Source organism: Rhodopseudomonas sp. (genome assembly GCF_013377015.1).
In the GTDB taxonomy this organism is placed as follows: domain Bacteria; phylum Pseudomonadota; class Alphaproteobacteria; order Rhizobiales; family Xanthobacteraceae; genus JARJEH01.
This window is the reverse complement of record NZ_JACABA010000007.1, coordinates 1-13132: the sequence shown is the minus strand read 5'-3', so window position 1 is coordinate 13132 and position 13132 is coordinate 1. Positions and strand designations below refer to the sequence as shown.

The following is a 13132-nucleotide window of genomic DNA, read 5'->3' as shown; positions in this document are numbered from 1 at the left end:
CTGGCGGGGGGCGACGCCATGCTGAACGAAACCGAAATCGTCCAAAAATATCTGCGTTGTCGCGGCATCACGATTCCAACACCGGCGTCAATCAGGGCCTGCACCGTTCGGCGGCATGGTCAGTCGTTTCCCGCGATGATAGCAGCCGTGCAGCGGGCCGAAGATCGGAAAATCATAGCAGTGCAAGCGACGATGATCCGCGATGATGGAACTGACAAAATATCGATTGGAATTCCGCGCATGACGATTGGTGCTCTCGGCACCGGTGCGGTACGGCTCGCCGCAGCAACTGACGTGGTCGGCCTTGCCGAAGGTGTCGAAACCGGATTGTCCGCAATGCAGCTGTTTCAAATTCCGGTTTGGTGCGCCCTGGGCGGTACGCGAATGCACCGCGTAGCAATTCCGGAAAGCGTGCGCGATCTGATCGTTTTTGCTGACAACGATGCAACAGGCCGGCGATATGCGGAACGCACCGCGCACGAACACCGGGAGGCAGGGCGCCGCGTCGAAATCAGGACGCCGCGGGAAGTCAAAGACTGGAACGACCTGCTATGCCGCCGCACGGCGGAGGCCGCTGCATGAACAAGCACGACGAATTTCCACTCGACGAATCTATTTATCCGCTTGGCCCGCGACCATCGCCAACGCTTCCGAATTGCCAGCCAGAATTCGAAAACGATGAACCGCGTGCAGATTACACATTGGTTGCCTATGAGCCGGCGGCGGAAGCGCAGCCAATCCATGCGACTCCTTACAAATGGAAGGACCCGGCGAAGATTGCCCGACGCGAATGGCTCTACGGGCATTTGCTTATCCGCAAATTCGTGACTGCGACGGTTTCGCCTGGTGGTGTTGGCAAGTCATCATTGATCGCTGCCGAGGCGCTTGCCGCCGTTTCCGGGAAACCGTTGCTTGACGTGGTGCCAGTCCGCCGGCTCACGGTCTGGCTTTGGAATTTGGAGGATCCGCAAGAGGAGACCGAACGGAAAATCCAAGCCGTGGCGCTCCACTACGGACTGACGCCATCCGACATCAGTGATCGTCTGTTTGTCGATAGCGGCCGCGATCAACCGTTGGTCATGGCAACCGCAACCCGCAACGGCACCACAATCGCCCGTCCGGTGGTGGACAGCCTTGTCGCCGAAATCATCAATCGCGGCGTCGACATCCTAAACATCGATCCATTCGTGTCCTGCCATGAGGCGTCAGAAAACGACAACACCGCAATGGACATGATCGCCAAGGAATGGGGGAGGGTCGCCGATCGCGGCAATTGCGCGGTGCACCTCGTGCATCACACTCGAAAAGGCGAGCAGGAGGTGAACACTGAAAGCGCCCGGGGTGGCAAGGCGCTGACCGACGCCTGCCGGGTAGTGCGCGCCGTCAATCGAATGAGCAAAGAGGAGGCCGTTCGAGCAGGTGTTGAGAACCACCGCCTGTACTTTCGCACCGTCAACGACAAGGCCAATCTGGCCCCGCCGGTGGACCAATCCGACTGGTTCCGGCTGGAGAGCGTTCATCTCGGCAATGGTCCGCTCAATGGGCCCGGCGACAGCATCGGCGTGGTCACCGCCTGGAAATGGCCGGATCCGCTTTCCGGCGTGACGGGAGCCGACTTCGACAAGGCCGCCGCCGCAATACGTGCCGGCAAGTGGCGTGAAAACTCCCAGGCTAAGGATTGGGTAGGGAAAGCCATAGCCGAGGCGTTGGACCTCCCCATCGAAACCAAAGCCGGCAAGGCCAAGGTGGCGGCCATGATCAAGGTCTGGCTGGCTGCCGGCTCGCTGGTGAAGGTTGAAGATATCGACGAAAAACGAATGACAAAAATGTTCGTTCAGGTGGCCGATCAGCCATGATTTGCCGCACCTCACTTAACCAACAAAAACCTGCCGCGCCGCACCCCACCCCCCTAGTAAATAGGGGGTGGTGCGGCAACGACAGCGCCTCACTTGCCGAACCATTGCCGCACTTGAGGTGAGTCAGGTGCGGCAGGTATGAAACAGGGTCAGGATTGACGGGGTGTACCAGTTGGCGGAAAGGCCACCCCTATCCGCGTACGTTCGCGACGGCACTCCGAGGCGGTTGCGTCATGAAGTGCGATAGCTTGGTCGCAATGGTCGGGTGCAGCGGAGCCTATCTCCGCCAACTTTCTCCTTTTGCTGTTGAGTTTGTTGAATATTCGCACGGCTCGCTTTCAGACCCACAAGCCTACCCACAAAAAGGGCTTGAAACGCGATGATTTGTCGTGCATCTTGATCGCGTCGGCTGATTTGCCGGTGTATTTGCTCATGGGCCGAAAGGCAGCGGGCTTCCAACCAATAGGAAGCCGACGCTTGAGCCGTAACCACTCGCAACGCTGCCAAGTCTGCCGCCACCCGGAGCGTTGGCGGGTTGAGCTGTTGAAGGCCGGCGGTGCATCGCTTGACAGCCTGGCGGAAAAGTTCGCGCTGGAGCGCGACGCCATCCATCGGCATTGGCACAACCACGTCAGCCCGGAAATGAAAGCCTCGTATCTGTGCGGGCCTGCTCAACTTGCCGAGCTTGCCCAGAAGGCCGCAGCCGAAGGTGATAGCGTCCTCGATCACCTTCGAATGATCCGCACCGTCCTGACCGGTCAGCTTGCGGCAATGACCGAAGCCGGCGATGGGCGCGGCGCTGCCTATGTGGCCGGCCGGCTGACGTCAACACTGGAGACCATCGCGCGCATCACCGGCGAACTGGGGGAATTGGCTCGATCGACCATCAACATCAACGGCAACGTCGCGATCATGCAGAGTTCGGAGTTTGCGAAGGTGCAAGCGATCATGCTTCGCGCCCTTGCGCCATTCCCTGAGGCCCGCGGCGCGGTGGTGGTGGCGCTTCGCGGCCTGGACCAGGAGAACGAACCGGCGAGCCTGCCAAGCGCGGCAATCGGCAAGGTGATCGACCATGTCGCTGCGTAGTGGACTCGCCGCATTGCTTGCCGACACGCTCGCCGATGGTGGCTGGCGAGCCAAGGCGCGACCGTCGCAATTGCCGCCGCCTGGTGATTGGAACGGCTGGGCCGTCATCAGTGGGCGCGGTTTTGGCAAAACGTGGGTAGGCTCGAATTGGACGAACGAACTTGCTGAAACCGGCGTTGCCAAGCGCATTGCGCTGATCGGTGCCACCGCAAGCGACGTTCGCGACACGATGATTGAAGGCGAAAGTGGAATCCTCGCCACGGCGCCGAGTTGGAATCGGCCGCAATACGAGCCGAGCAAACGTCGGCTGACATGGTCAAACGGCGCGATGGGCACTGCTTATTCCAGCGAAGAGGCTGACCGGCTTCGCGGCCCGCAACACGATTTCCTCTGGGGCGATGAATTGGCGGCCTGGAATGATCCGCAATCGACCTGGGACATGGCGATGTTTGGTTTGCGGCTTGGTCAGCACCCGCGATGGCTGGTCACGACTACGCCGCGACCGATCAAGCTGTTGAAACAGATACTGGCGCGCGAAGGTGCCGACGTGGTGGTGTCGCGCGGTTCGACATACGAGAACGCTGCGAACCTCGCCGGGCCGTTTCTGGACGCCATCAGGGCTCGATACGAGGGCACCAGGCTTGGCCGGCAGGAATTGAACGCAGAACTGCTGTTGGACCATCCCGGCGCGCTCTGGACGCGGGAAATGATCGAGCAGGCAGCTTTCCGGGGCCGATTACCAGACATGAAGCGAGTGGTGGTCGCGGTCGATCCCTCGGGCACGCGGGGCGAGGAGGACACTGGCGACTCTGTCGGCATCGTGGTTGCGGGATTAGGCACTGACGACTTCGGCTATGTGCTCGCTGATCGCACCTGCAAGCTGTCACCGGCCGGCTGGGGCCGGGCAGCGGTGGATGCCTATCGGGAGTTCAAGGCCGATCGCATATGCGCCGAACGCAATTTCGGCGGTGCGATGGTGGAACACGTCATTCGCACTGTTGATCCGAACGTCTCGTATCGCGAGGTGACGGCGAGCCGCGGCAAGATTGCTCGGGCTGAGCCGATTGCCAGCTTGTACGAGCAGGGCCGCGTTCGTCACGTCGCGATGTTCCCAGAACTTGAAGATCAGATGACCGCAATGACCGGCGACGGTTTCATTGGCGGCGGTTCGCCGGACAGGTGCGATGCGCTGGTTTGGGCTTTGACCGAACTGATGACCAAGCCGCAGGCTGTCGCCGCGTCGATGGCTTACTATTCACGAACATCCGCACTGCCACTGACCCGCTTGCAAAAAGAAGCGCAAGGCTGGTCGGCGCCGTGCACCGTGCTTTGAAAGGATCGAGAATGACTGCCACACCGACGAAACCGCTGGGCCGCATGACGCCGCGCAAGTCGATCATGCCGAACGACGGCCAACCGCGCCGCGTTCGTTTGTGGACGCTGGACGCGCCGCCCGGCAGCACGGCGGAACGATTGCTCAAAACCTATCTCGGCGCGCTGGACGCGGTGGATGCGATCGACTCCGCCAAGGCAAGGATCAACGCAGACCCGGAATTGACCGATGCCGGCAAGGCAAAGCAGATCAAGCTTGTGGTTCTTGGCGAGACGGTGCCGGCGATAGCAAGGGGCCGGATTGAGCTTGCGAAGGCGAGGCGAGAAGTCGAGACGCGCCGCACCGCACTGGTGCCGCCGAAGGCAGACCCAGCCGACGCTGCGGGTGCAGTTCGCCGGCAGGAGTTGCGCGCATTTCTTCGCGGCCTGGACGACAAGGCGCGGGCTGCGTTCCTCAAGTCGAACAGCGGCGATCAGGAGGTCACCACCGCAATTATTGAACAGCCGGCGGCGTTGAGCGGTATCCGCGACTCTCTCCGAGACCAAATGCTCAATGACGCCATGCAATCGAAATACGCGGACCAGATCGAGGCCATTCAGGAACTTGAGGAAGCGATCGAGGTGGCGGCCAGCGCAATCGATAGCGGTCGCGAAGAGGCGCACAAAGAGGCCGCCGCCGCTGATCCTGCTCTGCGAGACCCGGACGCCTTTCACGCGGTCGCATCGGCGATCGAGGCACGGACACCGGCGCTCTGGATCAAGCCGCACACTGAGAACGGCGCCGAAGTGATGCGCTGGCTCGATTGGAACGAGGAATCGCAATCCGGGACGTGGCGCCTCGCGGAGCAAGAGCACTTGGATCGCGGCATCGTCGCAAAAACTCGCGATGAGTTCGATCAGGTTTCGCAGAACATTGCCGTTCTTGTGACCGGCGAAACCACCGCAGAAGCCCGATCCAAGCGCGCCGCGTTCGTCGATGAACACGGTGCCGAAGCATATTTCAACCGCCGCAGCGATGCCGCTGCCTGACACGAAGGGACACACGATGGAAAACGCACTCCCGCCCGGCACCAATCACAAGGCCGCTTCGGACGCATTGACGCGACAGACCGAGGCCGCTGTTAGCACCGTCACCGCGCAGCAGACCGCTCCGCGACCGCCGGGTCCGAAGGCGACCACGCGAGTTGAGTTGCCGGTGAAAAGTTTGCGATCGGGCGGGGCCTAATCCCACCCAGAGCCTTGAGCGCGAAGGGACCGGGCCGGCGGGATGCCGAGCCCGGTTCGCTCGCACCGAAGCCAACGGAAGCGAAAGATGATCCACCCCTCTGAGCAATATCAGGTTGGCGATCAAGTCATTCTTCGGGGCGATGGATCGTGTTGCTCCGAAATAATCGGCTACGCCTGGACGCAGGATGAACCGCCGCGCATAGATCGATATCTGCTCGCAAATGGGGAGCGGGTCGCGTGGTGTGACATTCACAAAGCCGTTTTTCGAATGTAAAAGAAAGGTTTTGCTTTGGCAGCTAGCAATCTCAATTTTGCCGCTCAGGTCGACGCATGGTGTCGCAAAAGCGAAGCGCGGCTGCTTACAGTGTTTCGCGAGAGCACTCAACGCACAGTGTCCATTGCGCAAGAGAATCTGCGAACCGTTGTGAACGTCCAGACCGGCTTTCTTCGTGCTTCTGTGCGGGCATCAACTGAGCGAATGCCGACAATCGACAGCGGGGCTTATCCGGTTCCGGGAAAATCTTATGCGTACAGCGGCGATGAAATTGTGTTGGTCATAGCCGGCGCCCAACTAGGTCAGACAATTTTTATCGGCTGGACCGCTGCTTATTCCGGGTTCATCGAATTCGGCACGACCCGTATGGCTCCGCGGGCCTACGCCAGGCTGGCAGCGCTTCAATGGCAAACGACAGTCAGCAGTGTGATTGCTGAGGCTAAATCAAGGACGCTTCAATGACGGATATCGCATCGGTTGGTTTTGCAGTGGATAGTTCGCAGGTGGAGTCAGCGACCGCGAGCCTCAAGAATTTCGGCACAGCGGCGACGGGGGCCGCGCAAGGCGCGAACACCTTCAACTCTGCCGCCAAGCTGACGGACGGACAGACGCGGGCGCTACAGGCGTCAGCGGATCGTCTCGGCATCTCATTTGACGAAATGGTTGCCCGATTTCGTGCCGCGCCAGGTGTTATTGCCGGCGGCACGAGTGCGATGTCGCAGCACGCCAAGATGACCGATCAGGTTACGCGAGCCAACGCGCAGGCGATGAGGGCCACCAATGACAACAACGTGGCAATAGGCGGCCTGACCAACACCGCCAACAACAGCAACACGGCGTTCGACCGGCTCGCCAATACGATCACGCGGCGATTCATTGCCGCCCTGGTGGTGAAGGAAATCCGCGACTTCACGCAGTACTTGATCGGGTTGAACACTGCGATTGCGAACACGGCCGACTCAGCGGAGCGGGCCGGCGTCAGTTATCAGAAGTTCCAGGGCCTCACGACCGCCGCAGGCTACAAGGGCATCACGTCCGACACCTTCGGCAATGCGATGCTCGATTTCAATAAGCAGGTCGATCTCGCCAAGGATGGACTCGGAACCCTGAAATCGCTGCTTGCGATCAACGGCAAGACAGTCAGCGACACCGCGACAACGCTCGGCACCGTGGCCGACCTGGTTAAGAAAGCCGCCACCGAGGCGCAAAAGCTTGAGATCCTTCAGGACGCGGGCCTGCCGGCGAACCGGGAGTTCGCGAAGCTCATGGAGCAGGGCGCCGCCGGCATCAACAGCGCGGCCATAGCGTCCACCAAGCTGACGGATCAGCAGATGAATGAAGCCAAGCGCATCAACGATGCTTGGAACAAGATGTGGACCGACTTTGAGAATTGGGGGAAACGAGCGATCGTCAACACGCTTGGGTCCATTTCGTCCGGCGGACAGCAGCCCGTCAGGGTGCAGGTTTACGCTCCGTGGGGAGGCCAGAGCGACGACGACGCGGCCAAGAGCCTGCAACGGCAAAAGGATCTGATTGCGCTGGAACAGGCGCGCATCACCGCCATGACCAAGGCACCGACGGTCGAGCAGTTGATCGAGGCGGCGCGCAAGGCGGCGAATACCAACACACAGCGGAGCGGGAACGATGTCGGCACACAACGTCGTTCGGCTCGCGCGGCATAACGCCGTGATTCTGGCCGCGGATACTGCGGCCTATGACCATCGCGGCGTCGTGCAAGCGTTCGCGTCGAAACTGACGCCGGTCGACCGCTGGCCGGGAGTGATCGGCGGCACCGGCAACATGGCATCGGCAGAAATGATTTCCGCGGCGCTGGTCTATCGGTTCGAGTTGTTTGACGCCGCCGTGGCCGGGATCGAGCGAGAGTTGCCGCAGATCGTCGCCGAGACAGGACTCGACAACGCGCGCTATGACCTGGTGCTAGCGGGCTGGTCAGCAGCGAGACAGCGGCCGGAAAGCTACAACATTAAAACCATGTCCGACGTGCCAAGCGACACACCGCTGGATCAGGTCGACGCAATGCGCGCGGCTGGCATCTTTGATCCGTATCGGCTGATGGAATTGCCCGATTGCGTCCAGACGCCAACGCCATCAACCGCGCTGATCATCGAAGCGAGCTACGAGGGCTTCGCCGACGACGACACGCCAGAGACGGCGATTCAAAAACTGCGGCTGGTCTTGGAAATGCAACGGCACCACCAGGACCGGGCGCACGGTCTGCATTGGGTCGGCGGCGCAGCGGAGATCGCCACGGTTACGCCGGATGGTGTGACGACCGATTTCATTCACGTTTGGGATGAGGACGACGAAGGGCAATTGATCCGGCCGATGCCGATCGACTGGACGGAGTTCCGCGTCTCGCTGGGCTTGCCGCCGGGTAAGAGCCGGAAAGAGCGCGATGCGATCTCAAAACAATTCGCAGACCTAGAGGCGCAGCTTGCCGCGGCGAGGAAACCGACCACGACGCCGCTCGTGATTCCGGACGGTCTATCGCCCCTGAAACGCCAGATGCTGGAGCGCAAGCAGCGCAAAGCGAAATTGAGGGCTGTTTGATGCGCACTGCACGCGAGAAGATGTTGGACGACTGCATGGCCCATGCGAACCGGGCACGCCGGCAGGCCAAAATGAAGGGCATGGACCCTGCCGACATCGGCGCCGCCATGGTCGCCGAAGCACTGGTGGCGATGTTCGGGATCGAACTGATCGACGCGTTTCCGATCGGCAATCGATGCATCGGCTATGCCGCCGAACTGATCAACCGGCAGCAGGGCGGAGCACCGTTGAACTTGGCCGCAGAACAGCAACTGATCCCTGAGGCGATCTCGGCATTCGAGCAGGCGTTTGCAGCCGTTGAGCAGAAGTTCAAGGCTGATTTTCTCGGGAGCACCATTCTTACACCCAAGTAACGGGAGGCCGCGATGCCCGCACTAGCAGTTCGTGATCGAGCTTCGCAGAATGCCGCCGCCGCCGGGCAGCGGGGCCGCCTGGTGCGATTGCCGCGACGGCGCGGGCAAAGGCCCAAGGCGAGCCCCGATGCACTGGCGGCCATCCTAGACGCGCTGGAAATCGAACTGATCGGCACCGCTCAAACCCGCCGCGATCACCAGACCGCAGCCGGCGAGACGCTGCGCAACTTGCTGGCCCTGTATGGTTCCGATCACGTTACATTCCTTCTGCGCACCGTGCGGGAATCCAGCGGTAACGAGCGGGCGCTGACTGACCCGATCTTGCGGGCAATCAGCGCCGTGATGCTGGCATTCCCGGCGTGGCCCGATACCGGCTTGCGGTGGATTGAGACCTTCGACGGGCTCCCGCTTGTCGAAATGTATACGAAGGCCCGGCCGTTGAAATACGCGGCGCCGGCATCGGCTTGGGCCTTCCTCGCCGGCATGATCGCCGAGCGGCTGTATCCGGTGTTCGAGGCACCAACGGTTGCCAAGCTGTCAATTGAGGAGCGGCGCAACGCAAAACTGGAGCGGAAGGCCGCCGAGCGCGCGCGGCGCATGGAATCGCGGGCCACGACCAACAGCGCGCGGATCGAGATCGGTCAGCAACTGATCGAGATGAAACGAACCGCCGGCTATCGCCAGTTCACTCGCTTGGCAATGCGACGTTTCGATGAGTTGCGGTGCAGTCATCAGCCGGCCGAATACATGAATGTTGCTGTGCGTTACGCTGATCGTCCAGCGATTTTGCAAGGTTTATCTTGGCAAGTAATTGCTTTACTGTCATCGCCAACACTTCCCGAAGATTTGAGAAGCGAATTCGAGCGCAGGATTGAAGCCGGCGAACGGGTGACGCCGTCAGAGATTGCCGCGCGCCGTGCCGCACATCCCGAGGCGCCAAAGGGGAGCCGCTGACGCGGTGCGTTGCTGATTGTAACTTTCAGGCGACCCATAGGAAACCGAGGGCCGTCATTCTGTGGCTCTCGCGCCGGATCATCCCGGCCGCCTATGGAGCCGACATTATGCGCATCGACCCGAACGAACTTATTCGCCTCGCCACCGCGTTCATTGAATTGCTCACCAGGTTGATCGGCTGGTGGCAGGGCTGACGGCGGTGCTGGGGCGGCGAGAGCATAGAGAATGGATGGTTTCAAATCCAACATCATGTTCGATTTGATGCCGGACGTCTCAGCGACGTTCATGATGCGCCGAGCGTGCTGCTCACTCATCCCGAAGTCCGCATCGATCCACGGCAGGAAGTTGCCGTGGCCGACGCAGTCATTGACCGCGATAAGATCGCGGCCAATTTCATTGATGTTCCGCGCTACGTTCGTGAACCTCGACGCGCTGTCCTCGCTCATCCCGGGAATCTTTCAAGTGCCCGCGGCTGGTTTTCTAGCAATCTGCTTTGTTGGCTTTCGACGCATGGGCGGCGGTGGAGGGGCTGGTTGAGCCATCGGCTGCAGCGTCACCACCACCGGATTTGGGTGGTGATCGGTAGCTGCGCCGGTCACGGCGTCCACACCCATGCCGATCACGCCGCCGACGATAAGATTGCCTGCAAAACCTGCCGCGCCAGTCCCCACGACTTCGCGAGATAGCGGGACGACTGCCGGCTCAAATCCATCTTTCGCAAATGCAACTGAAATATCGGCATTTCGCTTGACGACCACGACACAGGGCGTGACGCACGTCATCGGGTTGTCGAGCCCGCTAACTGTTGCCTCTGCACCAGGGGGCGAGGAATTGAGGCTGATATTTTCGGTTGTCCCGCGAGTTGCCGAAGCGCAGCCGCCGAGCGCGGCGCATAACACCGCCAACTTCAGAATACGCATAACTATTCTCCCCAGCCCGTGGGGATTGTTTCGCAACTGTCGCGGGCGCGCAAGAGGGATGACAACCGGACCCGGACCTAGGCTACCTGGCTTTCTTAAGCGCCTGATCCACCAGCCGCCGGATGGCCTCGGGGCGAGAAGGGCCGCTTTCCTGCTTTTCAATCCACGTATCGAGGCTGGAAAGCTGTTCTGGATCAAGGCGAACCATGACGCCGGCACCGCGACCGCCGGTTGACGGCCGACCACGCTTCTTTTTTGGGATATCCCGAATTGACTTTGCCATAAATATAGGATATCCCAAAATCAAGCCGAGAGAAAGCGCCAACTTTCTCCCGGCTCTAACCAGCAACATGAGGGCTTAATCCATGTCACAGGCTGATTCACATTCTACCACAAAACTGTCGTCCATGATCCGCGACCCGTTCGTCCGTGCCGCCTTCGAAGCGGCGGAGGATGACGGGTTGGCGCCGAGCCTGGCTCAGCCCTCCACCATCGCGAGGACGCGGCGGCCGGACGTTTCCGTCATGCGTTCTGCAGCGCCACCGTCCAGCCGCCGCGTCCTCGCGATGGTGGAGGGCTGAGCCATGAGCAAGCATGTCCCGCCGCCGACAGGCGAGCCGCTGGATTCGTTGTCGCTTGAAGCTGCACTCGGAAAGCGGGAAGCCGAAACCCTGCTCAGTGACCTTCCCAGACTCAGGAAAGAGGCTTCCCGCCAGATCGAATTCTTGATCGCGTTGTTGGACGCCACAGAGCCGGATCCTGACCTTGAACCCTCGCTCGGCAGCGGCCGCGACGGCGGCGACGATCGAGAAATGGAATCGGAGCATGACGAGCCCAGTCTTTGCGGTGTCACAGTGCGGACCGATCTGAGCGCGGGTGAGGCGAAGCCGATCTCGGCAGCTTCGACCGCATGATGGATCAAACCAAATCGACGCGCGTACGGATGACTTGGGACGGTGGCGGCGTCATTGATCGAGAGCTGGACGATTGCGACCGGGAGGATGACGACCCGGCAGAACTCAGCGAGGTGTTGCTATGACCACCGCTAACACCATCGACGCAACAAACCCCGCCTCCCCAGAGGAACGCGGCCGGCGGCGAGAGAGGAACTCCAAGCTGTATCTTGGTATGGAGTCCGAGGTTTACGACCTCTCGCGGATGGCTGGTGCGACGCTATTGCTCCTCGAAGTTTACACCGAGGAGCGGAATGAATGTGCCGCCAGCGGCCAATTCACGGGGGCCCAACTGATGGAGCATTTGGAGCCATGGAGCGACGCGGTGGATTTTATGATGCACCACTTGGGCGATATGGCGCACCAGATGAAACGCCACTACGAGTGAGGGATGCCCTCACGTGAAGCAAGCGCCCGCCGGCTCACCCCGGCGGGCTTTTGATTTGTGGGTTGAATTGTGGGTTGCCTGACGAAGAAACTGAAAATGTAATAAAACCAACAACTTAACAGGTAAACTGGCGGAAGGGGTGGGATTCGAACCCACGGTGCCCTTGCAGGCACGCCGGTTTTCAAGACCGGTGCCTTAAACCACTCGGCCACCCTTCCAAACAACCGTTGATGTGGTTGCGTCCGTCCGCGCCCTGGCGTGTGGTCGCAAGCCGCGCATTGTCGCGAACCGAATTGGACAAGGCTGGCGGAGACGGAGGGATTCGAACCCTCGATAGGGCTTTACAACCCTATAACGGTTTAGCAAACCGCCGCCTTCAGCCACTCGGCCACATCTCCAGCACGGCCCGATATGCCTGACACGGTGCCGAGCCGCAAGCGCCAGATTGCGCATTTCGAGTCATTGATCCTGCCTTGGCCTGTCGGCGTGGCGATTTGTGCGTGGTGAACTCGCGGTGGCGTGGTCGCCGCGGGGGCGCGGCCGATCCGTGCTGCCCGGCATCCAGCATGATCGGCCGGAATTTCGGTCCAGGTCTTTGACGGCGTTCCGTCGGATTCGGGCAAGCCGGAATTGGCTACCGCAACGCAATAATGAATATGAATTCATACTATAACAGTTTTATTGCATAAATATTACAATACCATAGGAGGGCCTTATGGCCTTGCCCGACCCAATTCTAATTGTGCTCCTTTTGCCACAGAGAGCGTCAAACCCGATCTGCGACATCAAGTTTCATCCCTTCGTCATGCTGCAGCGCGATGGCCGGGTTAGGGTTGTGACGCGGCGGAAGGGGGGCATTCCCGATGTCGTATCGCAACAGGGGAACGCCGAAGGCCGCGCATCGCTGGCCTTCGCAAAAGCGCAGCCCGACTGAGTGATTTTTGCGGGATTGGATGCCGGTCGGAAGGCGCCTCGCGCTTTCGGGTCCGGATCTCCCCCGATAACAAAGCTTGGAGGCTTCAATGAAGTTAGTTAAACGGCTCATCCTCGGCTCGGCTGCCGCATTGTTCGCTGTCGGCGGCGCTCAGGCGGCGGATCTTCCGCTCAAGGCCAAAGCGGTTGAATACGTCAAGGTCTGCTCGCTGTACGGCGCGGGCTTCTACTACATCCCGGGCACCGATACCTGCATCAAGCTCGGTGGATACCTCCGCGCCGAGG

The 13132-nt window shown here is 60.6% G+C and carries 16 protein-coding genes and 2 tRNA genes; 14 read left to right on the top strand and 4 right to left on the bottom strand.

Translation table 11 applies throughout. The features are described 5' to 3' along the window. Positions 1 to 18: 18 nt before the first annotated feature. From HXX15_RS21295 to HXX15_RS21250, 10 genes are all read left to right on the top strand, one after another. Complete coding sequence (locus HXX15_RS21295) at positions 19 to 582, top strand: toprim domain-containing protein (protein ID WP_296518720.1); 564 nt, start codon at positions 19 to 21, stop codon at positions 580 to 582. Continuing rightward, entirely contained in the window at positions 579 to 1856 is a 1278-nt protein-coding gene (locus HXX15_RS21290; RefSeq protein WP_296518716.1) for an AAA family ATPase, read from the top strand. Before HXX15_RS21295 ends, HXX15_RS21290 begins: the two co-directional genes overlap by 4 nt. A gap of 477 nt (positions 1857 to 2333) precedes the next feature. Next, a complete protein-coding gene (locus tag HXX15_RS21285; protein WP_296518714.1) occupies positions 2334 to 2942 on the top strand; it encodes a hypothetical protein in 609 nt (202 codons plus the stop codon). Next, on the top strand, positions 2929 to 4275 hold the full coding sequence (locus tag HXX15_RS21280; protein ID WP_296518712.1) for a terminase family protein: 1347 nt from the start codon (positions 2929 to 2931) through the stop codon (positions 4273 to 4275). Before HXX15_RS21285 ends, HXX15_RS21280 begins: the two co-directional genes overlap by 14 nt. An 11-nt stretch (positions 4276 to 4286) precedes the next feature. After that, positions 4287 to 5303, top strand: coding sequence for a hypothetical protein (locus HXX15_RS21275; RefSeq protein WP_296518711.1), 1017 nt, complete (start codon positions 4287 to 4289; stop codon positions 5301 to 5303). A gap of 487 nt (positions 5304 to 5790) precedes the next feature. Then, entirely contained in the window at positions 5791 to 6237 is a 447-nt protein-coding gene (locus HXX15_RS21270; RefSeq protein WP_296518708.1) for an HK97 gp10 family phage protein, read from the top strand. After that, on the top strand, positions 6234 to 7457 hold the full coding sequence (locus HXX15_RS21265) for a hypothetical protein (protein ID WP_296518706.1): 1224 nt from the start codon (positions 6234 to 6236) through the stop codon (positions 7455 to 7457). The genes HXX15_RS21270 and HXX15_RS21265 overlap by 4 nt, the downstream gene beginning before the upstream one ends. Then, positions 7420 to 8346 (top strand): hypothetical protein, encoded by a 927-nt coding sequence (locus tag HXX15_RS21260; RefSeq protein ID WP_296518703.1) that lies wholly within the window; start codon positions 7420 to 7422, stop codon positions 8344 to 8346. The genes HXX15_RS21265 and HXX15_RS21260 overlap by 38 nt, the downstream gene beginning before the upstream one ends. Further along, positions 8346 to 8699, top strand: coding sequence for a hypothetical protein (locus tag HXX15_RS21255; protein ID WP_296518701.1), 354 nt, complete (start codon positions 8346 to 8348; stop codon positions 8697 to 8699). Before HXX15_RS21260 ends, HXX15_RS21255 begins: the two co-directional genes overlap by 1 nt. A 12-nt stretch (positions 8700 to 8711) precedes the next feature. Continuing rightward, positions 8712 to 9653, top strand: coding sequence for a hypothetical protein (locus tag HXX15_RS21250; RefSeq protein WP_296518699.1), 942 nt, complete (start codon positions 8712 to 8714; stop codon positions 9651 to 9653). Between the two features lie 458 nt (positions 9654 to 10111). Here the strand turns inward: HXX15_RS21250 and HXX15_RS21245 are convergent, their stop codons facing one another. Next, positions 10112 to 10573, bottom strand: a complete 462-nt coding sequence (locus tag HXX15_RS21245) for a translation initiation factor 2 (RefSeq protein WP_296518698.1) — start codon at positions 10571 to 10573, stop codon at positions 10112 to 10114. An 82-nt stretch (positions 10574 to 10655) separates the two neighbouring features. Further along, positions 10656 to 10925: a hypothetical protein gene (locus tag HXX15_RS21240; protein ID WP_296518695.1), complete on the bottom strand. Its 270-nt coding sequence runs from the start codon at positions 10923 to 10925 to the stop codon at positions 10656 to 10658. Between the two features lie 232 nt (positions 10926 to 11157). Between HXX15_RS21240 and HXX15_RS21235 the strand changes: the two genes are divergently transcribed. Beyond that, positions 11158 to 11487: a hypothetical protein gene (locus HXX15_RS21235; protein ID WP_296518694.1), complete on the top strand. Its 330-nt coding sequence runs from the start codon at positions 11158 to 11160 to the stop codon at positions 11485 to 11487. A gap of 121 nt (positions 11488 to 11608) precedes the next feature. Beyond that, positions 11609 to 11914 carry a hypothetical protein gene (locus tag HXX15_RS21230; protein WP_296518692.1) on the top strand — a complete coding sequence of 102 codons (306 nt, stop codon included), beginning with the start codon at positions 11609 to 11611 and terminating at the stop codon, positions 11912 to 11914. A 128-nt stretch (positions 11915 to 12042) separates the two neighbouring features. Here the strand turns inward: HXX15_RS21230 and HXX15_RS21225 are convergent. Together HXX15_RS21225 and HXX15_RS21220 are read right to left on the bottom strand one after the other, a co-directional pair. Continuing rightward, positions 12043 to 12132: transfer RNA gene (locus tag HXX15_RS21225), tRNA-Ser, on the bottom strand. Positions 12133 to 12218: 86 nt separating this feature from the next. Next, positions 12219 to 12312: transfer RNA gene (locus tag HXX15_RS21220), tRNA-Ser, on the bottom strand. A 317-nt stretch (positions 12313 to 12629) separates the two neighbouring features. On the opposite strand from HXX15_RS21220, the gene HXX15_RS21215 reads away from it, so the two are divergent. Together HXX15_RS21215 and HXX15_RS21210 are read left to right on the top strand one after the other, a co-directional pair. Further along, positions 12630 to 12848: a hypothetical protein gene (locus HXX15_RS21215; protein ID WP_296518690.1), complete on the top strand. Its 219-nt coding sequence runs from the start codon at positions 12630 to 12632 to the stop codon at positions 12846 to 12848. Between the two features lie 88 nt (positions 12849 to 12936). Continuing rightward, positions 12937 to 13132 (top strand): porin (locus tag HXX15_RS21210; RefSeq protein ID WP_296518688.1); only part of this gene is annotated, 196 nt, incomplete at its 3' end.